At 57.8% G+C, this 25,649-nt stretch carries 22 protein-coding genes and 1 riboswitch; of the genes, 16 read left to right on the top strand and 6 right to left on the bottom strand.

The annotated features are described in order from the left end of the window. Window positions 1-5 precede the first annotated feature (5 nt). Window positions 6-1,265, bottom strand: coding sequence for a 3-oxo-isoapionate-4-phosphate decarboxylase OiaX (oiaX, locus tag ACYJRZ_RS18470; RefSeq protein WP_459461347.1), 1,260 nt, complete (start codon window positions 1,263-1,265; stop codon window positions 6-8). Between the two features lie 61 nt (window positions 1,266-1,326). On the opposite strand from oiaX, the gene ACYJRZ_RS18465 reads away from it, so the two are divergent. The 4 genes from ACYJRZ_RS18465 (at window position 1,327) to ACYJRZ_RS18450 (ending at window position 3,531) form a co-directional block, all read left to right on the top strand. After that, window positions 1,327-1,521, top strand: coding sequence for a hypothetical protein (locus tag ACYJRZ_RS18465; RefSeq protein ID WP_459461684.1), 195 nt, complete (start codon window positions 1,327-1,329; stop codon window positions 1,519-1,521). Then, on the top strand, window positions 1,449-2,153 hold the full coding sequence (locus tag ACYJRZ_RS18460) for a transcriptional regulator NanR (RefSeq protein WP_459461345.1): 705 nt from the start codon (window positions 1,449-1,451) through the stop codon (window positions 2,151-2,153). The genes ACYJRZ_RS18465 and ACYJRZ_RS18460 overlap by 73 nt, the downstream gene beginning before the upstream one ends. 91 nt (window positions 2,154-2,244) lie before the next feature. After that, entirely contained in the window at window positions 2,245-2,457 is a 213-nt protein-coding gene (locus ACYJRZ_RS18455; RefSeq protein ID WP_459461343.1) for a hypothetical protein, read from the top strand. Between the two features lie 201 nt (window positions 2,458-2,658). After that, complete coding sequence (locus tag ACYJRZ_RS18450) at window positions 2,659-3,531, top strand: undecaprenyl-diphosphate phosphatase (protein ID WP_459461341.1); 873 nt, start codon at window positions 2,659-2,661, stop codon at window positions 3,529-3,531. A gap of 149 nt (window positions 3,532-3,680) precedes the next feature. Here the strand turns inward: ACYJRZ_RS18450 and thiD are convergent, their stop codons facing one another. The 3 genes from thiD to thiM are packed head-to-tail and all read right to left on the bottom strand — an operon-like array spanning window position 3,681 to window position 5,919. Beyond that, window positions 3,681-4,487: a bifunctional hydroxymethylpyrimidine kinase/phosphomethylpyrimidine kinase gene (thiD, locus tag ACYJRZ_RS18445; protein WP_459461339.1), complete on the bottom strand. Its 807-nt coding sequence runs from the start codon at window positions 4,485-4,487 to the stop codon at window positions 3,681-3,683. Then, on the bottom strand, window positions 4,484-5,119 hold the full coding sequence (thiE, locus tag ACYJRZ_RS18440) for a thiamine phosphate synthase (protein WP_459461337.1): 636 nt from the start codon (window positions 5,117-5,119) through the stop codon (window positions 4,484-4,486). Before thiE ends, thiD begins: the two co-directional genes overlap by 4 nt. Next, window positions 5,116-5,919, bottom strand: coding sequence for a hydroxyethylthiazole kinase (thiM, locus tag ACYJRZ_RS18435; protein ID WP_459461335.1), 804 nt, complete (start codon window positions 5,917-5,919; stop codon window positions 5,116-5,118). Before thiM ends, thiE begins: the two co-directional genes overlap by 4 nt. 51 nt (window positions 5,920-5,970) lie before the next feature. After that, window positions 5,971-6,067, bottom strand: a riboswitch (TPP riboswitch). A 234-nt stretch (window positions 6,068-6,301) separates the two neighbouring features. On the opposite strand from thiM, the gene ACYJRZ_RS18430 reads away from it, so the two are divergent. The 3 genes from ACYJRZ_RS18430 to ACYJRZ_RS18420 all read left to right on the top strand — a co-directional run bounded on the left by ACYJRZ_RS18430 (window position 6,302) and on the right by ACYJRZ_RS18420 (window position 9,706). Then, the gene (locus tag ACYJRZ_RS18430) at window positions 6,302-6,448 is read left to right on the top strand and encodes a DUF1127 domain-containing protein (protein WP_459461333.1); all 147 of its coding nucleotides are present in this window, start codon (window positions 6,302-6,304) and stop codon (window positions 6,446-6,448) included. Window positions 6,449-7,006: 558 nt separating this feature from the next. Continuing rightward, window positions 7,007-7,882 carry a glutathione-dependent disulfide-bond oxidoreductase gene (gene yghU / locus ACYJRZ_RS18425; protein ID WP_459461331.1) on the top strand — a complete coding sequence of 292 codons (876 nt, stop codon included), beginning with the start codon at window positions 7,007-7,009 and terminating at the stop codon, window positions 7,880-7,882. Window positions 7,883-8,092: 210 nt separating this feature from the next. Then, a complete protein-coding gene (locus tag ACYJRZ_RS18420; RefSeq protein WP_459461329.1) occupies window positions 8,093-9,706 on the top strand; it encodes a hypothetical protein in 1,614 nt (537 codons plus the stop codon). A 52-nt stretch (window positions 9,707-9,758) separates the two neighbouring features. Here the strand turns inward: ACYJRZ_RS18420 and ACYJRZ_RS18415 are convergent, their stop codons facing one another. Beyond that, entirely contained in the window at window positions 9,759-11,132 is a 1,374-nt protein-coding gene (locus ACYJRZ_RS18415; RefSeq protein ID WP_459461327.1) for a sigma-54-dependent transcriptional regulator, read from the bottom strand. Then, a complete protein-coding gene (locus ACYJRZ_RS18410) occupies window positions 11,129-13,006 on the bottom strand; it encodes a sensor histidine kinase (RefSeq protein ID WP_459461325.1) in 1,878 nt (625 codons plus the stop codon). The genes ACYJRZ_RS18415 and ACYJRZ_RS18410 overlap by 4 nt, the downstream gene beginning before the upstream one ends. A gap of 218 nt (window positions 13,007-13,224) precedes the next feature. Here ACYJRZ_RS18410 and ACYJRZ_RS18405 point away from each other — a divergent pair, with 218 nt between their 5' ends. The 9 genes from ACYJRZ_RS18405 to ACYJRZ_RS18365 all read left to right on the top strand — a co-directional run bounded on the left by ACYJRZ_RS18405 (window position 13,225) and on the right by ACYJRZ_RS18365 (window position 25,600). After that, a complete protein-coding gene (locus tag ACYJRZ_RS18405; protein ID WP_459461323.1) occupies window positions 13,225-14,553 on the top strand; it encodes a dicarboxylate/amino acid:cation symporter in 1,329 nt (442 codons plus the stop codon). Between the two features lie 295 nt (window positions 14,554-14,848). Beyond that, on the top strand, window positions 14,849-15,382 hold the full coding sequence (locus tag ACYJRZ_RS18400) for an NUDIX hydrolase (protein ID WP_459461321.1): 534 nt from the start codon (window positions 14,849-14,851) through the stop codon (window positions 15,380-15,382). Window positions 15,383-15,682: 300 nt separating this feature from the next. Beyond that, window positions 15,683-15,928: a helix-turn-helix domain-containing protein gene (locus ACYJRZ_RS18395; protein WP_047634520.1), complete on the top strand. Its 246-nt coding sequence runs from the start codon at window positions 15,683-15,685 to the stop codon at window positions 15,926-15,928. 374 nt (window positions 15,929-16,302) lie between these two features. Then, window positions 16,303-16,866, top strand: a complete 564-nt coding sequence (locus tag ACYJRZ_RS18390; RefSeq protein ID WP_459461319.1) for a DUF982 domain-containing protein — start codon at window positions 16,303-16,305, stop codon at window positions 16,864-16,866. Window positions 16,867-17,756: 890 nt separating this feature from the next. After that, entirely contained in the window at window positions 17,757-18,452 is a 696-nt protein-coding gene (locus ACYJRZ_RS18385) for an outer membrane protein (protein WP_459461317.1), read from the top strand. Between the two features lie 52 nt (window positions 18,453-18,504). Then, window positions 18,505-19,695 carry a Hint domain-containing protein gene (locus ACYJRZ_RS18380; RefSeq protein ID WP_459461315.1) on the top strand — a complete coding sequence of 397 codons (1,191 nt, stop codon included), beginning with the start codon at window positions 18,505-18,507 and terminating at the stop codon, window positions 19,693-19,695. 709 nt (window positions 19,696-20,404) lie between these two features. Continuing rightward, window positions 20,405-22,207: a Hint domain-containing protein gene (locus ACYJRZ_RS18375; protein ID WP_459461313.1), complete on the top strand. Its 1,803-nt coding sequence runs from the start codon at window positions 20,405-20,407 to the stop codon at window positions 22,205-22,207. A 192-nt stretch (window positions 22,208-22,399) separates the two neighbouring features. Beyond that, window positions 22,400-24,550, top strand: a complete 2,151-nt coding sequence (locus ACYJRZ_RS18370; protein ID WP_459461311.1) for a glycosyltransferase — start codon at window positions 22,400-22,402, stop codon at window positions 24,548-24,550. Between the two features lie 87 nt (window positions 24,551-24,637). Further along, a complete protein-coding gene (locus tag ACYJRZ_RS18365) occupies window positions 24,638-25,600 on the top strand; it encodes an FkbM family methyltransferase (RefSeq protein WP_459461309.1) in 963 nt (320 codons plus the stop codon). Window positions 25,601-25,649: the final 49 nt, after the last annotated feature.

The following is a 25,649-nucleotide window of genomic DNA, read 5'->3' as shown; positions in this document are numbered from 1 at the left end:
TGCTGTTAGGCGTCCTTGCCGTCACTGAATTTTGCGATCGAGGCGGCAAGCTCCGGATGATCCCTCGCATAGTCGGCAAGCGGTATGTCCGAGACCGCTGCCTGCCAAGCCTGCTGGATGGCGCGAACGCCAGCCGCCGGTCCGAAGGGATGGCTGACGATGCCGCCGCCGCAGAGATAGAGAAGGTCCGTCGTCCGGCCGGTGCGCTGGTAGGTTTCCGGCGCCTGGCCGCCCCATTGACCGGAGCCGGCGACAGGAAGCGGACAATCTATAGGATCGAAGAGGGGCGTGCTGATGGCCTTGAAGGATTCGACGAAGCTATCGTCCGGTTCCCAGTATTTGACCCTGATGCCGTTGATCTGGAACTGATCGACGCCGAGCAGGCGCCAGAACTGCTGGTAGACCTTGAAATCCATGCCGGCGCCGGGATGGCGCGTCAGCATATCCCAACCATTGCGATGCGCATGCAGGACGAGGCCGGAGCGCTTGCGCAGGAAGCTCATGCCGCCGAAGCCGATGGAGTTGATGTTGACAACAGCGCAATTGCCGCCGGCCTTCAGTACGAGATCGTGGTTGCGCATCATCTCATCGGGATCGGCATGCGAAATGCCGAAGGCATACATGACCTTCTTGCCCGTCTTCTGCTCATGATCGAGGATCAACGGCATGATGGCTTCGACGCGCTCCTTTAGCGGCGAATAGGCCGGGCTCATCAGCTTCTCGTCATCCTTGATGAAATCGACACCGGAGCTGATCAACTCGCCGACAAGGGCGGCGGTCTCCTTTGGACGCAAACCGAGCGCCGGCTTGACGATGGTGCCGATGATGGGCCGACCGCTGACGCCGGTCAGGCGCAAGCTGCCGGCAACGCCGAACTGCGGCCCGGGATGTGCATCGCGAAAGGCCTCCGGCAACTTCATATCGACGATGCGGATGCCGGTCATGCCCTTGATCGAGAAGACGCCGCCGATCGCGATCGTCATCAGCGCCGCAAGATCGGTGCCGATCGCATCCAGCGGGAAGGCGATGTCGATGTCGGCGCGATGAATCGGGCCATGGCCCTCGGCTACCTCCGGCCAGGTCGGGCGCTCGGCGTCGGCAAGGGGGCGTATCGCCACAACACGCGCGGCCACGCGCGCCTTGAGCTCTTCCGTCTCGCCCGGCAAAGCGACAAACGTGCCCGTCGACTGATCGCTGGCGATCTTGCGAGCCATCGCCTCGATGCTACCAGGCGTTTCGATACGGTAGGTGATGGTGATGGTCATGAGTGGATGAATGCTCCTCTCGCCGACGATTTCGCGTGGCGCAAACTGGTGATCTGGTATAATGAGTATTCCAACTTCTGCAACTATTTTTTGTCCGGGTGCCGATAAGGCGACTCGTATGGGCTTCCGCCATGGCGGCCAAAAATGCATAAGGGAGGAAAAGCTTTGGGAAAGCGGGATTCCATGGGCGAGCCAGTCGAACAAATTGTACGGCGAAAGCTATCCGATGAAGTATTTGACCGGCTGGAGCGGTTGATTACGTCGGGAGAGCTCAAGCCCGGAGATGAGATGCCATCCGAGCGTGTCCTCATGGAGCGCTTCGGCGTCGGGCGTCCGGCGATCCGCGAAGCCATGCAGGCACTTGCCAATATGGGGCTGGTCAACATTTCCCACGGCGAACGTGCCAAGGTGCTTCAGCTCACCGCGAAGTCGATCTTTCGGCAGGTCGACCTCACCGCAAAGATCATGCTCTCACAATCACCTGATTCTCTCGAACAGCTAAAGAGCGCGCGCATCTTCTTCGAGCGAGGCATGGCGCGAGAGGCGGCCCAGCGCGCGAGCAAGAAAGATGTCACCGATCTAGCCGAGATTATCGAGCGGCAGCGCGCCTCACTCGGACATGCCGAGGATTTTATTTCGGCGGACATGCAGTTCCATACGCGCATCGCCCAGATTTCCGGCAATCCGATCTTCGCTGCCGTCAGCGAGGCGATGCTCGCATGGCTGAAAGCCTATCACACCGACATGCTGATCTGGACCGGCAAGGAAAAGTTCACGCTGGTCGAACACGAGGAAATCCTTGCACGCCTCGCTGAAAACGATGCAGATGGCGCCGAGCAGGCGATGCTCAAACATCTGGAAAGATCGCGTGCGCTCTATACGAAATGAACATCCGTCCTGGTTTGGCAGCCAGGCGCCCCTGTCGTAATTCCTCCTCAATCCTTATGGAATCTGTTGGCGCTCAAACGAGGCGTGTGTGATGATTGATTTCTTTCAGCGAAACTTAGCGTTTTTCCTCGCCGCCTTCATGACGGCGGTGGCCATAACCCTTTACAATCTGAGCTGTCTTCTGCTCAGGCATCACCATACGATGCTGCACAATCTGCATCACGCGGCAGGCGCCCTGGTCCTCCTTGCAGGCTTCTACACCGTGATCCGCTACATGCAGGCATTGCCGGAAGATGAAGGCTAGAAATACACCAAACTCCGAAATTCGAGCCGGCAATTTCAGATAGAGTTCAGCCTACGCCGCTATATCCTCGACCTGTCCCGATGCGAAATTGGCGACACCTTCGTCAGGTGTTGCCAAGTTCGATTTGGGAACCAGTTTCACAGCTAGTTCGTCGCACCACTCCGGTGCAAAGCCCCCATGAACAACTGAGGATATCAAAACGTGGCTGATGTTTGTACGCAAGGCGTGGATACGGGCTTTGTTGCCCTGGGCTATGCCAAGATTGCAATTCTGGGCATCGTGCAGGGATTGACCGAGCTGCTGCCGGTCTCATCCACTGCCCACATGCGCTTGGTGCCGGCCTTGCTGGGCTGGCAGGACCCCGGTTCTGCCTTCTCGGCTACGATGCAGCTTGCAGCACTTGCCGCGATCGTCTCCTATTTCTGGAGCGACGTTCGTTACGTCACCTTCGGGTCGCTCGATGCAATCAGGCAAAAGGACTGGAGCTCCCCCTCTATCCGGCTTGCGATCGCCATCGTGATCGCGACTGTACCGATCGTGATCGCCGGCCTGCTGCTGTCGTCCTCCCTCAATGCCTGCGGCACGTCGTTGCGCAGCCTCTGGGTGATCGGCATAGCCTGCCTGGTCATGGGCTTGCTCTTGGCGGTGGCTGAGCTTTACAGCCGCCACCGGAAAGACATCGGTCAGATGACGCTGATGGATGCCCTCTTCGTCGGCATCACGCAGGTGGGTGCTCTTATTCCCGGTGTCTCACGCTCGGGTTCGACGCTGACCGGCGCGCTCTTCCTCGGATTGAAGCGCGAAGAGGCCGCCCGATTCTCATTCCTGCTCGGCTTGCCTGCCATTGCGCTCGCCGGCTTGAAGGAACTGTATGAACTCCATAAGGCGCATATTCCGATGGAAGCCTGGTCGGTTCTGCTCGTCGGCCTGATCGTCGGCAGCATATCCTCCTTCATCACCATCTGGGGGCTGATGCGTTTCCTGGAGCGCTTTTCGACCTGGCCTTTCGTCATCTACCGTATCGGCCTTGGTGCAATCATACTTTTTGGCGTGTTGACTATGGGCTGGGCCTGAACCGGTCTTGCCATTCGACCGTCAATAAAAGAAAGGCGCTGCCCGTCAGGGCAGTGCTTCTCGTCTTATGCCCTATCTTAGGACGAGGCCGCATCCCACAGCGGAAACGACGACCTGATCGTTGAGTAATAGGGCCATTTCTCTCCTCCTTATAGATTCGCCCACAGCGCATGGAAATGCTGCACAGGCCCATGGCCGCTGCCGACAGAAAGCTGGCCTGCGGCAGCAACCGCGGCGGCGAGATAGGCCTTGCCGACGGCGACAGCTTCGGGAAGCGACAGGCCTTTGGCGATCTCTGCCGCGATAGCGCTGGAGAGCGTGCAGCCCGTTCCATGGGTATTCTTGGTCGGCAAGCGCTCGGCTTCGAACCAGGTCAGGCGACCGGTGCTTGCGAGCACATCTGGACTTTCGTTGCTCTCGAGATGGCCACCCTTGACGAGTACAGCTGAAGGCCCGAGCGCTGCAAGCGCACGCGCCTGGCGCGCCATGTCTTCGCGGCTTTTCGCCTCCGCGTCATGCAACAGCGCAGCCGCCTCGGGCAGGTTCGGTGTAATGACGGTCGCCAGCGGTAGCAATCGCGTGGTCAGTACGTCAACGGCATCGGCAGCCAGTAGGGCGGCGCCGCCCTTGGCGATCATGACCGGGTCGAGGACGACGGGTACATCGCGATGTCGCGCCAGAATGTCCGCGACGGCACTGGCGATGGCGGCATTGGCGATCATGCCGATCTTGACGACATCCACTTGGATGTCGGCAAAGATCGCATTGATCTGGTCTGCCACGAAATGTGGAGGCACCGGATGGACGCCGGAGACGCCTTGCGTGTTTTGCGCGGTCAATGCAGTCAGGGCCGCCATTCCATAAACGCCGCGGGCGGAGAAAGCCTTCAGGTCGGCTTGAATGCCAGCGCCGCCGGAGGGATCGGAGCCAGCGATGGATAAGACATTGCGGATCATTGACGGGCCTCCTTGATGGCTTTCGCGATGAGGGTTGTCGCGGCTTGCGGGTCCCCTTGGCCGCATATGGCCGAGACGACCGCGAGACCATCGGCGCCAGCTGAGTAAACGCTCGCGGCATGCTCCGCCTTCAGGCCGCCGATTGCTACTGATGGAACGGGGCAAAGCCTGACGATGCGGGCAAGCCCGTCGAAGCCGATCGGCTGCTTGTGGTCGGGCTTGGTGGGCGTGGCGAAGACCGGGCCGACGCCGGCATAATCGACGATGCCGGTATCTATGGAGGAGGCGAGAGCCTCCGTCTCTACCGAAAGGCCGAGGATCATGTCCGGGCCGATCATGCGGCGCGCCTCGGCAGCATTCATATCCTCCTGACCGATATGGAGGCCATCGGCGCCGATAGCGATGGCAGCCTCGACATTGTCGTTGACGATCAGCCGGACATTTGTTCCGTGCAGGATTTGCTTGAGGGCGCGGCCCGTCTCGATCATGGCGGCTATCGGTGCATACTTGTCGCGCAGCTGTACGATGGTTGCGCCGCCCGCAACGGCTGCACGGGTGGTTTCAATCATGCCGAGGTCGGCACACAGCACGGGGTCGAGGACGAGATAGAGCGAGAGATCGAAGTCTTTCATGCTGCTGATATCCTCGCATCGCGATCCAGCACTTCCGGGCTAAGGGCGGCAAGAGCATCGAGGAAACGCCAGGAGAAGGAGCCTGGCCCGTCTGCAGCCGCTCCAGCCTGTTCGCCGGCGACGGCGAAGACCGCGAGCGCCGCAACGGTCGCATGGAACGGATCATCCGGAGCTGCCGCCGCAAAGGCACCGACGAGGCAGGTTAGCGAGCATCCAAGTGCGGTTACTTGCGGCATCAATGGCGAACCGCCTGCGATGCGCTTCGCCTTCTGCCCATTCGTCACAAAATCCGTAACGCCGGTGACCCCGACTATGCAGCCGTGCCTTTCGGCGAGCAGTCGGGCGGAATCTTCCGCTTGTTCGACGGCATCCCTGCTATCGACGCCCTGACCTCGGCTGGCGCCGCCGGCAAGCGCGATGATCTCTGATGCATTGCCGCGAACGATCGCCGGCCGCAGCTCCAGCAATTGGGCTACCGCCTTGCGACGAAACTCTGTCGCATAGTGGGCGACGGGATCGAGGACCCAGGCCTTGCCCGCCTCGTTTGCCGACTGCGCGGCCTTCAGCATACCCGCAAGCCAGCCGGACGAGAGCGTGCCGATATTGATTGTCAGTGCGCCGGAGATCGCGGCAAACTCGCCGGCTTCCTCTTCGGCATGTACCATTGCCGGCGATGCCCCGGCGGCAAGCATCACATTGGCCGCAATATTCATGGCGACGAAATTGGTGATGCATTGCACCAGGGGAGGGTTCGCCCGCATGCTGTGAAGCAGATTGCCTGCAGTTGTCTGGTCTTGCATATCGCCCCTTTCAGGCGGGCGAGACGCACAGGGACGACGTGCTGGTGCTTTACGAGGTCCCGAGCGACTCCCTCCGCCAGCATGATCTGGTTCAGGTTCGAAGGGTGCTTCTCAGCCCGCCGGATGGCGGACGCCCCTGTCTCTCATCTCTCTTCTTTTCGCAGACAAAGGCGGCGCTGTCATCAGCAAATCGCGAAGGTAGGCGCGACCGCTGGCAGGAAGACCGCCTGCTTTTCGGGCGACGTATGCACTATTCGCATAGGTGCACTGATCCCTTAGCTCTGCAAAAAGCCGACAGGTTCGACTATATGTTTCTCATGGAAGCGACGGGAGCGCCAAGCACGGCCGCTCAGCTTCGAAAGCCCAAGGAAAGGGGATCATCATGAACGTAGCACGCTCTTTCAATAACTGGCGCAAGTATCGTCAGACGGTCGCCGAACTTGGCCGTATGTCCACGCGCGAACTGCACGACCTGGGTATCGATCGCGGCGATATCCGCGATGTTGCCCGCGCAGCGATCGCTCGCTAACGGCCGCACCGGCTCCTTATAAAGCTGTATTATGCCAGCGCCTGTTCCCTTGAGCAGGCGCTTTTGCTTTATGGGCATCCCTCATTCTTCGGCGCACTGCCTGAAGATTGTGATTGATCTAGCTTCCCGGTTTTCGCATGGCGCATAACTGCCTTGCAAAGAAATGCCTATGAACTGAGCAGAAGACTGGTATGTTCTCCTCATCGAAGCGATGCATCTCCTCCCGCATCCCTTCGCTTGGCAGACGTCCTTATCCTCCTCCCAGGGACGGCTGCAGGAATAGCGGAACTCCTCCTCCCATCCGCTGTTCGGTTCTTGTAAAAAGCCTGCCGCTCCTCCTCCCGCGGCAGGCTTTTTCGTTTCATGGACCTGCAGAAGATTGGCAGTGACCTAACTCGGTCGAGAAGCTCGCGTTCCAGCCCAAGCGGCAGGAGCGCTTCCGCATTAAAGAGTGCGCATTCTCCTCTCGCAAAAATGAAGAGCGGCCCCTATGTGCGACCTATGTAGCGCGCTACATCGAAGATCGCCCAAATTCGATTCCCGAAAAGGAGGATGCCCATGACCGGTTCTGCCGAATACACACCGCCGAAAATCTGGACCTGGAACAAGGCCAATGGCGGCCAGTTCGCCAATATCAATCGACCGATTGCTGGCCCCACCCACGAGAAGGAACTGCCTGTGGGACGCCATCCCCTCCAGCTCTATTCGCTTGGAACGCCGAACGGCGTGAAGGTCACCATCATGCTCGAAGAGCTGCTGGCGCTTGGTCACAGCGGGGCTGAATATGATGCCTGGCTGATCAAGATCGGCGAAGGCGATCAATTCGGCAGCGGTTTCGTCGATGTCAATCCGAACTCGAAGATCCCGGCTTTGCTCGACCGCAGCGGTCCGAAGCCGGTCCGCGTTTTCGAATCGGGCTCGATCCTGGTGTATCTCGCCGAGAAATTCGGCGCCTTCCTGCCGAGCGAGCAGCCGGCGCGTGCCGAATGCCTTTCCTGGCTGTTCTGGCAGATGGGCAGCGCCCCCTATCTCGGCGGCGGCTTTGGTCATTTCTACGCCTATGCCCCGACAAAGATCGAATATGCGATCGATCGCTTTGCCATGGAGGTGAAGCGTCAGCTCGACGTGCTCGATCGTCGCTTGGCCGAAAGCGAATATATCGCCGGGAGCGACTATACGATCGCCGATATCGCCATCTGGCCGTGGTATGGCGGTTTGGTCAAAGGCTGGCAATATGGCGCGGCCGAGTTCCTGCAGGTGCAGGATTACAAGAATGTTCAGCGCTGGGCCGAGCAGATCTACTCGCGTCCTACCGTCAAGCGCGGCCGCATGGTCAACCGTATGTCGGGCGATCCGTCCGAGCAGCTGCGTGAGCGCCACGATGCCAGCGACTTCGAGACGAAGACGCAGGATAAGCTGGAAGCTGCCGGTTGATAGGCAGCTTTGCGCGTAATTTCTTCGCACCGCGGTCTCCGGATCGCGGTTTTTTATTGGCTTTGCCAGCGATCTTGGTGAGGCGGCCAAGTCAGCCTCGCTCCATCTTGTCGGGTCTAATGTCTCGCTGCCGAGGCTTTGTCGCCCGGCGAAAAACGCAAGGCGCTCCTGCAATGCGTTTTAACGATGGCGCAAAAGGACTTCTTTTCCATGCAGCAAGTTGCTGACGATAATGCCCTGGATAACAATGTCATCTCAGGCGCGTCGTCGCAGCAATCGAGCGGGGAAAGAAAGGCGCTTTTAAAGTGCCTGGTTTCTGGCGGCGACGAGCGACTGGATTGCGATATCGTCAGCGGTCTCAATATGTATGGTTACGGCCCGGCACCTCGTCAGAGCGACCTCGCTTTCGGCTCTTCCACCGCATCGACCATTTCCGCCTCTGCCTTTGCCGAAGTCGAAAGCTACTACGCCGATCTGGTCCGCGAAATGGAAACCGAATCGACCGCGGCCATCTATGAGCGTGAAATTGGACGAGTACGTCAGGATCTCCTGCGGCTGCTCGATCTCAATCACGTCGCCGGACAACCGCATGTCGACGCGATTCTGGCCACATCGGGCACGGACATTCATCTCTTTTCGGCAGCACTCCTGGCGGGCGAGGGCGAACGTGCCCTGATGACCATCACGTTGATGGGAAACGAGACGGGCAGCGGCGTCATGACGGCGTCGGCCGGGCGACATTTCATGAGCCGCGTCAGTAGCGCACAGACCGTCGCCAAGGGCGAGGAATTGCGGGCGGGAGATGCCACGCGCAACGCCACCATCGCGGTGCGCAATAGGGATGGCTCCCTTCGCGCCGACAGCGAGGTGGAAGAGGAGCTGCGCGGTCTTATCGAGCTTGCGCGGGCAGCCGGCCTCAGATGCCTGCTTGTGGTAACCGATGTTTCGAAAACCAGCCTGCTGGCGCCGAGCCTTGAGACTGTCATGCGTCTGAAGGAGCGCTTCAGCTCGGTGCTAGACATCATGATCGACGCTTGCCAGTTCCGCCTGTCGGCGGCAACGATCCGCGCCTATCTCACCCATGGCTTCATGGTTGCGTTGACGGGTTCGAAATTCCTTGCCGGGCCGATTTTCAGCGGCGCACTTCTGTGCCCGCCAGAAATGTCGCAACGCTTCAAATCGCGCTCTCTGCCCGCAGCCTTGGCTGACTATTGCGGGAAGGCAGAGTGGCCCGAAGACTGGGCCGCTCGCGATATCTTGCCGGACCGCGCCAATCTCGGCCTTCTGCTACGCTGGAAGGCCGCGCTGTTCGAGCTCAGACGCTTCCTCGATCTTCCTGAAGACCGTGTCATTACGGTCCTGTCCGCCTTTGCCGACGCCGTCTCTAATCGTCTTGCGAATGATCCGGCTTTTGAGCCTTTGCAGAGCCGGCCATTGGATAGGCGTGAGCTGTGGGACGCATCATCGGCTCTTCGCTGGGACTCGATTCCCTCCATTTTCTCGTTCTACCTGCGCAATTGCACCGATGGCGCCATGCTGATCGCAACGGAAATGGCGGCCATCTACAAGGATTTGGCCATCGACCGTGATGGGGTTGCGTCGGTGCGTCTCGGCCAGCCCGTTCGCTGTGCCGATTTTGGCGAGACGCCCGCAAGCGCCCTCAGGATCTGCTTGAGCGCTCCGTTGGTCGTGGCGGCCTCCGGGAGCGATGAAGCGCTTGCAGCGGTAATCGCGCAAGCGATGTTGGTCCTGGATCGCACCGCCGAGGCGGCGATCCGACTAAGCGACGGTTCCGAAGCCAAGGAGATGCGCCGCAGCGCCTGAGCCGCATCGCGCAAATCCGTTTCAGATGGCGTGGTCGCTCATCGGCACTGGATCAAGAGCCCCGGCGCTCGTCTCCATCAAAGCCGGCAAAATCGCCTCTGACGATGCCGTGACGCTGGAGCTTGTCGTAGAAGGTCTTCCTGGGAATGCCGAGCGCTTCGACGGTGCGACGCACATCGCCATTGTTCTGCGAGAGGGTTTCGCGGATGAGTTCGGCTTCGTAGCGCTCTACTCGAGCGGGCAACGGCAAGCCTTCATCCGCCGCCGGCATTTCGTCGGATTTTACTGCTGCCGACTCGAGGCCAAGCACGAAGCGCTCGGCAAAATGCGAGAGCTCGCGAACGTTACCCGGCCAATCGTGCTCCCGCAAATGGCGGCGCACCGCGTCAGATATAGCCGGCGCCTCGCGCTTGAAGCGGCTGGCGGCACGATCCGCGAAGTGGCCGAAGAGCAGGGGGATGTCATCGCGCCGCTCACGCAGCGGCGGAATGGAGAGCGTAACGACGTTTAAGCGATAATAGAGATCTTCGCGGAAATCGCCGCGCTGTCGGGGGTCGCCGAGATCAACCTTCGCCGCCGCGACGACGCGAAGATCGACCGGGCGGACTTCATTGGTGCCGAGCGGCGTCACCTCGCGCATTTCCAGCACGCGCAGCATCTGTACCTGGATTGCCAGCGGCATGCTTTCGATCTCGTCGAGAAACAGGGTACCGGCGCTTGAATGCTCGATGCGTCCGACGCGCTTCTTTTGCGCGCCGGTGAAAGCGCCCGGCTCGTGGCCGAAAAGCTCGCTCTCGATCACGGTTTCTGGCAGGGCACCGCAATTCAACGCAACGAAATTGCCTTTCGCGCGCCGGCTCCAGCGATGCAGCAGGCTCGCCACCACTTCCTTGCCGCTGCCGGTCTCCCCTGTGATAAGCACGTCGACATCCGTATCGGCGATCTGCCGCAATGTATGGCGCAGTCGCTCGATGGCAGGGGTCTGTCCAATCAGCGGTAGATCGCTCTGCGCCTGTTCCGCCGCTTGCCGCAGCGCCCGGTTTTCCAGCACAAGCCGCCGTTTCTCGGCCGCCCGCCGCACGCTCTGCACCAGCCGGTCCGTGGCGAAGGGTTTGGCGATGAAATCATAGGCGCCATCCTGGATCGCCTGCACCGCCATCGGAATATCGCCGTGACCTGTCATGAGAATGACCGGCAGATCGGCGTCGAGCGCCTTGATGCGGGCAAAGAGCTGCTGCCCGTCCATCTGCGGCATGCGGATATCGGAAACGACGACACCGGCAAAATCGGTCCTGAGAGCATGGAGCGCTTCGCTCGCGCCAGAGAAGGCGGAGACGCCAAAGCCAGCCAATTCAAGCGTCTGCTTCGTCGCCCTCAACAGATCCTTGTCATCGTCGATCAGGAAAACGGGGGAACTCTTACTCATGGTGTGGCCCTGCGCAAATAGACGGTGAAGCGGGTGCCGCTGTCATTGCTCTCGACATCGATCCGGCCGCCATAGTCGACGACGATATCCTTCGAAATGACGAGACCAAGGCCGAGACCCTTTTCCTTGGACGTATTGAAAGGCGTAAACAGAGAGTCAAGGATCGCCGCTGGAATGCCGGGGCCGTTGTCCAAAACTACGATCTCGACTTCCTCCAAAGTTTCGCACACCGACACCTCCACCTTGGCCTCGTCGCGACCTTCCAAGGCCTCCAGAGCATTCTGAAAGAGGTTGATCAGCACTTGTTCGAGCCGAATGCGCGTGCCGACAACGCCGAGCCCGGTTGGCGGCAACTCGATCTTGAGCGCATCCAGGCGGCCGGCAAAGCGGCTTCTCAGCAGAACCACGGCTCCTTCGATGACGCTTCTGAGGTCAACCGGTTCCGGCGCGGTCCTTCCCTTTCGGGCGAAGGCCTTCAGTTCCTCGGTGATCGTCCCGATACGCTCCGTCAGCGCCGCGATCGCCGAAAGGTTTTCCTTCACCGGCTCTGTCTGCTGCCGATCAAGGAAGACATTGGCATTCTCCGCATAGGCGCGGATCGTCGCGACCGGCTGATTGATTTCATGGGCGACGCCGGCGGCGACCTGACCCAGGATGGCAAGGCGATTGGCTTGGACGAGATCCTGCTGCACGCCTTGTAACTTGGCTTCCGTCGCACGGTGGTCGGCAATTTCTGCCTCCAGCCGGTCGCGGGCCTGGCTGAGATCCTCCGTGCGCTCAAGAACCCGGCGTTCCAGCTCTTCACGCGCAATCCTGCTGACGGCGATCTGCATGGCGGAAACATCGCGGCGGCGAAGCAGGAAAGCGGCCAATGCGAGGATGGGTAAAAGCACGGTCAAGGTAAGGAAGCGTGTCTCGCGCACGGAGGAGGCGATCGCCTGATCGGTCGGGATCAGGTAGCCAAGCTGCCAGGGCGTCGATGGGACGGCGACCGTCAGCCGCAAATATTCTGCGGAACTGCTTCCGGGCAGAATGGCGCGCACGATGGTTGCATCCGGCCCGACAATTTCGGGATGGCTGACGGGAAGGGGCGAAAGCGGTGCTGTGCCAAATTGCAGGCTTTTGCGAATGATGACAGCCTCCTCGCGGCCAAGAGCTACCGTCGTCATGAAGCGCCATGAGGGCAGGCTGGTGATGAGCACGACCCCTCGTTCGTCAGTCACGTAAGCGGGACGACCGGTCTCGCTCCAATCAGCCTCCAGCTGATCGAACTCCATCTTCACCACAACGACACCAAGCGCAGAGCCGGCATCGCCGACGCGTCGAGAAATGTAGAGACCAGGGCGATTGCTGACCGTGCCGAGCGCATAGTGCTCGGCAGTGCCCGTTTCCATGGCTTTGCGGAAGTAGTCGCGGAAGGAATAGTCGTTACCGACGAAGCTCAAAGGCTCGCGCCAGTTGCTAGAGGCCACGGCAACGCCGTCCTTGCCGGTGACGTAAAGGACGGAGGCGCTGGTGCCGGTGACGAGACTTTCGAGCTTGCGATCCAGGGCGACGACATCGTCGATGTGCTTGTCCGCCAATGCATCTCGCACCTGCTGATCGTCCGCGAGCAAGAGGGGCAGGGCGCGTGGACGTTCGAGGACAGCGCGCAGTAGGGCAACCTTGAGGTTCGCATCCGTATGTCCCTGCCTCTGCAGCGTTTCTATTGCCGAGAGCCGTCCATAGAAATTCGCGCCGTAAAGGCCAGCAGCGATGACGGCCGCACTTAGAAACGCGAAGACGAACCAGACCCGGCGGGAGCGCCGGCTCAGTTGCTCAGGCGGTAAAAATCGTTCATTGGCCGGGCGCTGCAGCATAGGCGCATTGTGCATGATTTCGCGCGCACCGCAATTCGATCTGTGCGGATAGTCGCACAGATCGATGATCTTGGAACCGTGCCGGAAAATAAAATTGAACAAAAGCAATGATTTAAAGTCAAGGCACACATCTGGCACGGTCATTGCAGTGAACGACGAAACAGTCGGAGGCTGTTGAATTCTAATCGTCGCCCGGAGGGCCGAGAGATCGGTTGGGCTTAACGGAGGACATCATGATTGCTCCCATCGCTGCCGCGGAAACGCGCGCCAAGGTTCCCTTTTACCGGCACCTCTATGTGCAGGTTCTGACCGCCATCGCCGCCGGCATTCTGCTTGGTCACTATTATCCGCAGCTCGGCACATCGTTGCAGCCGCTGGGTGATGCCTTCATCAAGCTGGTGCGCATGGTCATCGCGCCCGTCATCTTCCTAACGGTCACGACCGGCATCGCCGGCATGTCGGACCTGAAGAAATTCGGTCGGGTCGTCGGCAAGTCGTTCATCTACTTCCTGACCTTTTCGACCTTGGCGCTGATCGTCGGTCTCATCGTTGCCAACGTCGTGCAGCCGGGCGCCGGCATGCACATCAATCCGGCGACGCTGGATACGAAAGCCGTCAACAACTATGCGGCACAGGCCCATGACGCATCGGTCGTCGGCTTCCTGATGAACATCATTCCGGATACCATCGTTGGCGCTTTCGCCAAGGGCGATATTCTCCAGGTGCTGTTCTTCTCGGTCGTCTTCGGTATCGCACTCGGCGCTGCCGGCGAACGCGGCCGCCCTGTCGTTGACTTCCTACAGGCGCTGACCACCCCGATTTTCCGGATGGTGGCGCTTCTGATGAAATTTGCACCCATTGGTGCCTTCGGCGCCATGGCCTTCACCATCGGCAAATATGGTATTGGCACGATCGCCAATCTTGCCTTCCTGATCGGCACCTTTTACGCCACGTCGCTGCTGTTCGTGCTAGTCATTCTCGGCGCTGTCGCCCGCTATAACGGCTTCTCGATCCTGGCGCTGATCCGCTATATCAAGGAGGAGCTGCTGCTCGTTCTCGGCACCTCGTCGTCCGAGGCCGCATTGCCGGGCCTGATGAACAAGATGGAACGCGCCGGTTGCAAGCGCTCCGTCGTCGGTCTCGTCATCCCCACGGGTTACTCCTTCAACCTCGATGGCACTAATATCTACATGACCCTGGCTGCGCTCTTCATTGCACAGGCAACCGATACGCCACTGTCGCTCACTGATCAGATCTTGCTGCTGCTGGTTGCCATGCTGAGCTCCAAGGGCGCTGCCGGTATCACGGGTGCTGGTTTCATCACGCTAGCTGCAACGCTCGCAGTCGTGCCTTCGGTTCCGATCGCCGGCATGGCGCTGATCCTCGGCATCGATCGCTTCATGTCGGAGTGCCGCGCCTTGACCAATTTCGTCGGCAATGCGGTCGCCACGGTCGTTGTCGCCCGTTGGGAAAATGAACTCGACCAGACCAAGTTTGCCGCCGCCATGGCGGGGCAATTGAGCGAAGAAATCGAGGTACCTGCTCTGCAGGCCGCCGAGTAAACTTCGCATCATCCTCCCAAGGATGAAACGGCCTCTTCGGAGGCCGTTTTCACTTCGACGCCGTTCGATCACAGTCTCGTGTAGCGCAGCCTGGCGGGTGCTCCCTCTCGCATCATCAACAACCACCTTCATAAAACTGTCACCGCAACAGCTCACAGCATCATACTGACAGTTGTGAATTTCGACCAAACCCAAGCGGATAGGAGGGCAGCGTGTCACAGGCGATTTTTGTGAGCGTAAGCCAGCCAGTTTCGAGGGGCATGTGCGTCGATCGATCATGTTGCGAGTAGCGGACATGACTTCCTCACTCTCAGCACAGCAAAAGATCCTGCGGCGGTCGGAGAGCCTTCTATCCGAGCTCGCCTCTCATGCGGACGAGTTGCTGCACGGCCGAGTCCACGAGCAATATGCCGCCATCTGCTACAGGAAGATATCCGGTTGCGATGAAGCGGAGATGCTCCTTGTCACCAGCCGGGAAAGCGGCCGATGGGTCGTGCCCAAGGGTTGGCCTATCAAGGGCAAGAAGCCGTATGAAGTTGCTGCCATCGAGGCTTATGAAGAAGCCGGCGTGCGCGGCAAGGTGAAAAAAAAGCCCCTCGGCTATTTCACTTACTTGAAGCAGCTTGCCGACGGTGATCGTGTGCCCTGCATTGTCGGACTGCATCTGTTGGAGGTCGATGAGACCTTGCAGGATTTTCCGGAACGAGGCCAACGCCGCGTCGAGTGGGTTTCCTTCATCGAGGCAGCCAATCGAGTGCGTGAACCGGAACTCAAGGGACTTGTGCTTGCGGCTGAGCAAAAGCTGCGCAAGGCAAAAGGCAAGAAATAGTCTTCGCCAGCACAGGGCGGTGTTGTTCTCCCCGAGGGCTCTCGGGTGGAAGTTCAGCGCGCGGGATGTGATTAGGCTGAAACCGTAACGTGTTGTCGCCATCACAGAATATTAAATTTCGAAATGAGCTGAGAGCCAGACGATTAGCTGCTATGCGCCTGCGTGCTTGCCCTCGCCGCATTGATGCCTATATTGACGCAGCGTTCGGCCGCTTTTGTTTGGGCCGATATGCCTCATGGCTGCAATAGCTGCCTTCACCCGGCAACATTTTGGCCGGCGGACTTTGGAAGGAGAAATTTCATGTCCATTACTCCGAATAATATCGATAGTTCAAAGGCTTCTACCGTTCCTGATGGTGAAATCGCTGCTGCGGTGCGGCAGGCGCGTGAAGCCATCGGCTACACGATTGACGACCTGTCGGAAACCTGCGGCCTCACCAGTGAGGAAATCACTGAAATCGAGGCTGGAGCCGAGGCCGATCCGGCAAAACTTCGCCGTATTGCCACCGCATTGCAGGTTCCGCCATCGACTTTCTTCATCGTCTGAGCAGGCGGCGCACTTCGGTGCGCCCCTTCAACATTCTGACGGCATTTTTCGTCCAAGACACTGCAGATGTTGACGCGCGCCGTGGGCCGTGTCAGCGCGGCGCCCCCTGAAGAGCGCCGGTCGTGGCCGCGGATATCTATCGGCCTTTCAAGCGAAAACTTCCATAATTATACATCGAAAATAAGCCAATATCCGTGTGATTTTATCAGTATTCGCTATTTCTCTTGTCGCGATACTGGTCAAAATCGTTTCAAAGCTTTAATCTGTATCAATCAAATACGTTTTATTAGTCGTACTTTTATCGATGCAGCATGATACGGCAACGCCTGCCGTAAATGAGATGTATTCGATGACGCTCATTGGGACGTACAGGCATGGGGCGGAATGATGAGAATGGCGGTGCCGACCTCGATCATGGAGAGCAGCTCGTTAATTCGGTCCCTGTTGAAGTTCCCAGTCCTCAGAACAATACGGCTGACCGGCTGACACTACCTCCGGAGCGAACGCAAGCCGAAGAGGGCAGTTTGGGTCGACCGCCTGCTGAGGAGGACAAGCTGGCAGCCCTGGACCGAGTCGCTCGGGACATGACATTGCTCGCCACGCTCGTCACGAGACGGCGACATGCGAAATCCGAAAACGCCGAGGGCCAGGATCAGGCGCCGCCATTTGGCGTCTCCAACGATGCAGAGGGACTGGCATTCGCGCCTATCGGTATTGCGCCGCGCGATGGTGACGAGGTTCAATTCATCGGTTCGATTGCCCAAGCGACCGAGTATCTTACCACCCAGTGGCCGATCCGCAGCGGAGATGCCTTCGAAGAAGCGCTACAAGCCTGTATCGACGGAATCAAAGGCAGAGTCGCTCCTGAACAGGTTCGCTCCGCTTTCCTCAAGGCTGCGGTTGCGGCGGGTATACGCCTCATTCCGCCCGGCGATTAAGCCCACCGGTCTGACAGCTTCCCGCCCTCTCAACTCACAGAACGCCGTAGCATGCGAGAAAGACGTAAGCGAATGGCGATCTGTGCATCACGAAAACGAGGAGGCCCGACCGGTGCTTGAAGTAAGGCGGCCGAGCCTCCCGTCCATCGCAAATTGGCGGTTGCGACAGCTACGAAGATGTGGCTTTTCACCGTCCCGTCGTCCATACCGGAAGCGACGCCAGAGGCCCGATTGCGTCTGACATTGGAAAGCCGCTTTCAGCGTAACCAGTTTCCTAACGGCGTGATGCCGATTGTTTCGCCATGCTATAGCCCGCGATGTCCGGATCTTCTACCGTTTTAACCCAGCGCGAGCACAAACTGTTGTGCGTTTGGCGACGCATGCTTGGCAGCTGGTTCTTTCCGAAACAGATAGGGCGGACATTGAGCGCAATTGGGAGGCCAGACGTTCCTTCAAAGGGTCCGCCCCGTCGGGCCTCCCGGCGCAGCAGATTAATATCTGCGGTAGCTACTAAAACCTGCAGAACAGCGCTTTGACTGTCTATATCGAAAACGACAGGTTGCATCCGATTGCGTCATTTGGAATTGACGGAGGCCTTTTGCCGGCTAAGCAGAACTTTCTACATGCGACGACACGGACGCGTCCGTTCGATTCTAAACCGTGTTGGTTGGTAATGGCAGATTTCGGAGTCCTAGATATCTCCGAAGTATAGAATCAACATTGCCTCAATACATATTGCGACAGCGTTATACATATAATGTATAGTTTATAAAAATATTTATTAGATATCGCGTATTTACAGCTATAATCGCGTCGATATTATGGCTTCAACGTGAACTTTCGCAAGTTACATGTTGAATCTCGTGAATTCCTTTGAGGAGAATGTTCGAATGCGCAAGTTTTTGGGATCTACCGTTTTCCTGATGGCGGCGGTTGCTGCGGGGAGTACCGTTTACGCAGCAGATCTTGCGGTTTCCACACCGCCTCAAGCTCCTGTCGAAGCGGCGCCGGTATTTTCGTGGACCGGCTTTTATGTCGGTGTGAACGCTGGAGGCGGTTTCGGCGGCAACGACACTGTCGGCTTCCATTCGTTCGGAAATTACCTCGGCAAATTTGGCAAGCTTGAGGGATCCGGTTTCCTCGGTGGTGGCCAGATCGGCTATAACTATCAGTTCAATCCGAACTGGGTCGTCGGCCTCGAAGCCGATTTCCAGGGTGCTGACATCAGCGATTCCTTCAGAACCGACATCGCAAGCGCATCCTCCAAGATCGATTGGTACGGCACCGTCCGTCCCCGCATCGGTTATGCCTATGACAACACCTTGTTCTACGGCACCGGCGGCCTCGCCTATGGGCACATCAACTACAAGGGTGCATTGGCTGGCGTAGGTTTCGACGATGACAAGACCAAGGCCGGCTGGACTATCGGTGCCGGTGTCGAACACGCCTTCACCGATCATGTGACGGCAAAACTCGAATATCAGTATGTCGACTTTGGCAGCAGCAAATTCGGGGGTGATCTCCTCAACACCAAAGGCAGCCTTGATTTTCATGCCGTCCGGGTGGGTCTGAACTACAAGTTCTGACGGAAATTTTTCCTAAAAGACAACATGTTAATCTATCGGAGAGGAGAATAACATGGCTTTGATTGGCGTCAACCTAATCAACAATGGCACGACCAGGATTGATAGTAGCAACGCCGGTACCTCCTCGGATAGCATCCAACTCAATCTGGTTGCCAACGGTACGGTGATTGTTGACGGCGTCGATGTCGATATTAGCAGTATCGTCGGCATTGGCGCGGCTTCAAATACAACGATCAAAGCGCTTGGTGGTGCGAATGTGACGATTAATGCCGGCCTCGCAAATGTCGGGGCCGCTTCCACCTATACTTATGCGATAGGTGCCAATTCGAGTATTGCGGTGGATGTGGACGTGCTTACCGTCGATCTTTTGAACGGGGCTACCTTGGATTTTGCCGATGCAAACGGTAGTGGGCTGTTCGCCTACGATCCGGGCGGCATCAACTTGAGCCTCTCTACCCCGCCCAACGTCGTAAACGTTCAATCGGGTGACAGGATCGAGGTGGTAGGCGCGAACGTAGTCTCTCAAACAGGGAATACCGTCACCTTCTTCGGCGGTCTGTTGAACGCAATACCGTTCGGCTCCTATACTATACCTGCGGGTGTCACCTACATCTACGATGCCAACACGGACAGCCTGACCTTTACAAGCTGCTTCCTGCGCGGCACGCTCATCCGCACACCCGACGGAGATACTCCGGTCGAGGATTTACGGGCTGGCGATCTTGTGGTCACCCACAAGGGCGTTGCTGAAATCCGATGGGTTGGACGGCGGCGGATTGATCCGAAGGCGATCGATAAGCCACGCGATACCCTTCCGGTTCGCATACAGGCAGGCGCGCTTGCCGAAAATATCCCTTCTCGAGACCTTTACATTTCGCCGGACCGTTGCATGTTTCTGGAAGAATCGTTGATTCCAGCAAAGTTCCTCCTCAACGGTACCACGATTACCCAAGAGACAACTTTGGTACCGTTCGAGTACTACCATATCGAGCTCGAACAGCATTCGATCATTCTTGCCGAAGGCGCACCGACCGAGACCTATCTCGCTCTCGGTGGTCGTATGTCCTTCCTTGAGCCTGGCGTACTGCGGTTCGGTTCTTTTGCAAGCACGGCAACACGTGCCTGGAACGACTGGTGCTATCCGCCAGTTTATGCCGGCAAGGTGCTCCAGCAGGCCCGCATGTCTATTGAAAGGCGGGCGGAGCAAATGGGTTATCACCTCCATGAGGCTGAAGCATCCTGACAGAAGAATACGCAACAAAATGATGCTGTTTCATCCAATTTACTAGCTATGGATCGGATCGAAGGGCAAGTTTCGATCGAAAGCGGTCGGCCCTAAAACACGCGGCTTCTTCGCCATCCCGCGTTCCATCGCATTTTGAGCGCCTGACGATTGGTTCATAATACTCGCTTATCACCTAAGCGGTGCTCTGACGGTGTGCGGCGGAGGATTGGCGAAATAATCGAATATCGCTGAAGAGCCAGAATATCTTACACCGCTTAGCTCGATTTCAATCCGACCGAAACCGTGGTCTCCAACCTCAAAGTCTTGTCGAGAAAACTGGCGAACAATCTATCGGCACCCTTCAGACGATAAGCAAGGTACCGGTTCTTTATCCCTGACCGACGCTGCAATTATCTTACAGCCACAGACTATGTGTGCCGATGATTCCACTTTGAAAAGTCAACTAGCTCTTAAGAAAATCAGAAATATCTTCATTAGGTTATGATCATGAATATTTTGTCGCGTTTTATACTGTCGTGACGGGAATGGTGTGGCACGGGCGGGATCGCCTGGACAAAAGTGCTGATGGTCTTTGCATGCTCTGGAGTTCCTCGTGCTACGGCGTTGAAGGAGATGTGCGAAGGGCGAACCGAAGCTCCATCGTCCTACGCGATGAGGGTCAGCATAGACTAGTTCTGAACTCGTTTACTTTAACGGAGCAAGAAACATGGCGGAAGGCAATTATAGTGCCACCACAGCGAGTGGCGTACAGTATAATCTGACCTACAACCCTGGTGGTCCACTTGGGATAGGTGCAAATTACAACCTTACCATCACCAACCCTGACGCTACGACAACAACGGTAACCAACATTGCGCCAGGCAATGTCGCGACGCCGGTTAATGGCACCAGTTCGCTGTCTATCCTATCGGTCCTCGGGAACACCAACTATGTGGTGGCCCCCGGCGCGACGGCAACCGTCAACATTACCGCTGCGCTATTAGGCTCATCCACGGTCTATGTGGGCGGCAACGCTACTATCAATTCGGGTGTTAGCGCCTTGAGCAGCATGACCGTCATCGTCGACGGCGGCACCGCCACCGCTGCCGGCGGCTCGGTCCTCGGAGCGCTGAGCGGCTTGAGTGTCGATATCGAAAATGGCGGCACGTTTACCAACGGAACGGCCTTGATCAGCGCGCTGAACGGCACGACCATCAACTTCGGAGCCGGTGGGGGCACCTTCGTCGCGAACGCCGGTGGGGCGGTTCTCGATCTTTCGTCAACGACCATCAATAGTTTCGATGCAGCGACGGATAAGATTGAATTCCAGGGGCTGGCCGGATCGGTGGATCACTACACCATCACTTCGAGCGGTGGCTCCCAGACGATCAGTCTTTTCGACAGCAGCAACAATCCGCTCGGAAATGTCTCCGTTGCCGGCACCAGTTTCACGACCGGCACTTTCATAGCCGGCCAGGCAGGTCCGCTGACAATCACTGCGAATGGCGCAGCGATAGACATTACTCCGGTGGCGACGCCCTGCTTCGTTTCCGGAACGCGTATCCTTACCGCGCGCGGCGAGGTCGCCGTCGAAGATCTGAGGGTTGGTGACCTGGCGATCACGGCGACCGGCGAAGCACGTCCGATCATTTGGATCGGCAGCAAACGGGTCGAACGGCCGGTGCGCAATGAGTGGCCGGTCCGGGTTCGTGCCGGCGCATTCGGCGATAACCTGCCCGCTCGCGATCTGTTGCTATCCGGCGGCCATGCGGTCTGCGTGGACTTGATGGGTGAGGTGTTCGTGCCGGTCGGCGAGCTGGCCAATGGCGCGACTATCGTCCGCGAGGAGTGGCCCGAGGTCACATATTGGCACGTGGAACTGGAAAGCCATGATGTGCTGGTGGCTGAGGGCATGGGCTGCGAGAGCTACATGGAAGTGGGCAATCGCGCTTTCTTCGGCAGGGCTTATGGCCGCCTTGTCGAGGTCGACGCCGCTCAACGTGTGGCCGAGAGCCTGACCCGTTATGCCCGTCCCTTCGTTGATCGCGGTGTCCTCGTCGAGGCGATCCGCGAGCGGTTGATTGCGCGGGCGGAGGCGCTTGGCTGGAGCCGAGCTGCGGATATGGACTTGCATATGCTGGTCGACGGCAAACGCGTGGAGGGGCAGATCGACGGCGACCTCGCCCGGTTCATCTTCCCGGCCTCTGCCAAGACGGCGAGCCTGGTGTCGCGGACCTTCTCTCCCGGCCGCGAGGTTCGTGCGCTCGGCGTGCGGTTTGAGAGCCTGCGCATCTTCGATGGCCTCAAGACCGATCATGTCGTTGGCTTGGACGGCCTCGTCGGCCTCCATCCGGAAGAGCTCGCAGCAGGATGCAACTGGTCGTGGACCAATGGTCATCTCGTGCTGCCGGCCACGCTGTGGGCCGATTGCAAGGGTCACGTGATCCTGCGCCTGACGGGCTATGCGGAAGCCGGCCAACCTTGGGTGGCGCCGGAAGAAGCAGACGTCGCGGGGCTCCGCGCCGCTTGAGGAAAGCCCACCTTGCGGCGGTCCACCTTTGGACCGCCGACAGAATGAGCAGCTATTCAGCAGCCGGAGACGGATGGGATAGACCTATCCGTCTCCAGCAAGAACCGGCGGAGTTGCGAGCGCCGACGAACCATCGCCGAAATCCCCTTAGCCATCGCGATCAACCTGACCCAACGAACCGGGCGAGATTTCATGAATATTTTTCGCAGCAAGGAAGAAATGAGAAATGTCGTCCGTGAGGCCGACGTGGCGCGGGATTCGAGACTGTGGCAGAAAGCGGCCGACCTATATGATGAGCATCTGCAGACCAATCCCGAGGACACAGGGATCTGGGTTCAGGCGGGAAACTGCCTAAAGGAGGCGGGTGACCACCGTGAGGCAGCCAAGCGGTACCAGAAGGCGCTGGAGCTCAGCCCAGATGATTCCGACATCCACCTGCAGCGCGGGCACCTGCTGAAGGTCATGGGTCGCACGACCGAAGCGATCGAAAGCTATAAGCGATCGGTAGAATGCAATCCTGGCAACCACGATGCCGTCATCGAACTGGTGGCAGCGGGCGCTGCTGGCGATGTCTTTTCCGATTTCAGCGCCGAGAGCGAAAAAACGGTGAAGACCATCTGGCTCGATGTCACCGACCTCATGGAATATGCTCAGCACAACAAGAGCCTGAGCGGAATTCAACGCGTTGTTGCCAACCTGGTCCTTCATATCGAGTCCGGTATATTCAAGGATTACCGCGTTATCCCGGTGATCCCCGAGTATGACCGCCATCGGATTCTCGCCGCGAGCCCGGCAGCCCTTGCAACGCTTGTTCGTCAGTTCGATGTCCCGATTGTCGATCGCAGCATGGTCGATAAGGCAATTGCCGCCGTGTTCGACGCGCGCTTCGAAGTTTGGCCCACGCAGGATGATATATTCGTCGTTGCGGGCGCTTTCTGGATCTATCCGCATTACGATGTCATGCGGAAGCTTCGTGAAAAGGGCATGCGCTTCTGCGTATTCATTCACGATCTCATCCAGATCCGGAATCCGGAATATGTCCAGCAGGCTGCCGTCGACAAGTTTCAAAGACAGCTGATCGATGTATTGTCGGTTTGCGATTTCGTTCTGGCGAACTCAGAGTTCGTCGCATCCGAAATTAGAGCATATTTCAAGGAGCGCCTCAACTTCGAGCTGCCCGTCAAGGCAATTCCGCTTGCTACTGAGCTGCGGAAGACACAGAAGAAGACGAGGATCCTTAATACCAACATCCTCGGCATGGCAGAGGAGGAATATGTCCTCTGTGTTGCAACGATTGAGGTTCGCAAGAATCATATGTACCAGATCCGCATCTGGGAACGTCTGATCCGCGAACTAGGCGAGAAGGCGCCGAAACTCGTCTGGGTGGGCAAATGGGGTTGGCAGATCGACGAATTGCGCCACCATCTGGCCACTCACGGCTATGTCGGGGACTGGCTCTACATCTTCAACGACATTTCGGACGACGAGCTGGAATATCTATACCGGCATTCTCTGTTTACGACCTATACAAGCTTTGCCGAAGGCTTTGGCCTACCCATTGGCGAGAGCCTGAATTACGGCAAGCCCTGCATCGCCTCCAACGTCACCTCGATGCCAGAGGTCGGAGGGCATTTCGTGCGTTACATCAATCCGTACAACGTCGAGGACGGCTATAACGTCTTTAAGCAGGTCATTGTCGATCGCAATGAGCTGGCCGACTGGCAGCGCGATATCCAAGAGAATTTCGCGCCAAAATCGTGGGATTCGTTCTGCTCCGAGCTGTTCTCGACGGCGATCGACATGAGCGTTGGCCTGGGAAACCAGCCTGGACTTTTGAATTGCCGCCTGCCTCGCAACACCATCATCGAAGGTGGCGACAAGGCACTGTTGCGCATCGCTGCCGAAGGCCGGCGGATCCTCACGTTCCGCGCAGCGCGGGACTCCGGCTGGTTCGCTATGGAAGATTGGGGCGTTTGGGCAAGTCAGCGCCGCTCGCGGCTTGTATTCGATAGCGAACTCGCCGAGGGCGAGAGCGTGCGCGTCTATCTTGAGGTGAAATGTCCGCCTCTCAGCGAGAATATCGCCGTTATCGCCGATGCCGGGGGAGAAACGTGCTCTTTCCAACTCGTCGATCGGTCGACCTATATTTCGTTTGGGGGCATCGTCGGGCCGCACGGGAGAGTTACGGTCAATCTGCTGACGCGGGGCAGATTTGGCGATACCGGCGAGCGGTCATGCCATCTCGGTCTCTCAGCCGTTGCGTACTGCGATGGGGCGGACCCACTGGAACGAGTGGGTTTGTTGGAGAAGGTAACGCTCCAATCGCAGCTGAGCCGAAACTGATCGATGCCGTCCCGTTAGGCGGTGTGGTCCGCCTATATTTTTTCATCTCGATTCCCGAGATTCAATGCTGTGAATGGAGGATTGTTTATGGATGGAAGTTTAGAAACGATATGTCAGTTCCTGTATGGGAACGATATTCCTTCATCTCATAAAGATCACGTTAGCAGACACGGCATTTCGGATGGAGAACTATCTTATTCAAAAATTCGTTCTGTTATAGGTGTTTTTGATCGTCAGAGCTTAAACACACCTATCATTGTCAGATTTGGACCAGAGGATATTTTCTACGCTGATCTCGGATCGTTCAGCTTGGCGGTAGATAATGCGGATAGGGCCGTCGGTCTTTCCATATTGCATTCCGGCATATACGAGCCTCATGTCACTGCCTTCTGTAAATCGACAATCACAGAAGGAATGCACGTCGTCGATATAGGCGCAAACATCGGGTATTTCACGATGTTGTCCTCAAGGCTCGTTGGACCATCGGGTTCCGTAACAGCAATAGAGCCGAATTCCGAAAATAGTCGCTTGATACTGCTGAGCATCGAGCGAAATGGAATTGACAATGTAAAGCTTCTGCCTGTCGCACTATCCAGTGCCGAAGGAGCTGCCTATTTCTCTACGCATGTGGGTTCTAATGGCGGCTTGCTGCCGGAAAACTCGGCTGTCTTAAGCAGTCCTTATTGTACGGTGGTGCCGGTCTTTCGCCTGGATCAGCTTGTCCAAAAGCGCATCGATTTCATTAAGGTGGATGTAGAGGGCGCAGAGTCCAAGGTCTTTGACGGCGCTTGGCCTCTTATAGAGCGCGATAGGCCCATCATATCGACGGAGTTCTCACCGGAGATGCTTCAGCGCATATCTGGAGTGGACCCACTGAGCTATTTGAAGAGGTTTGTCGATATTGGTTATCACATTGGTCTTCTTGATCGAGCGGACCCGACGGGCGCACCGAAGGACATAGGAGACGCTGGCATATTTTTACAGAACTATGGAGCGAATACTCGCCTTGAAGATCTGGCGCTGATCCCCCGTGAGCGGCTTTCAAACTGAAATATAACTATTGAGAATTTCCTCCGTTGGGAGTTCTAGCGTGCCTTTG

It is taken from the genome of Rhizobium sp. No.120 (genome assembly GCF_054558365.1).
Note: the sequence above shows the minus strand (reverse complement) of the source record. Positions and strands in the feature narration are given on the sequence as shown.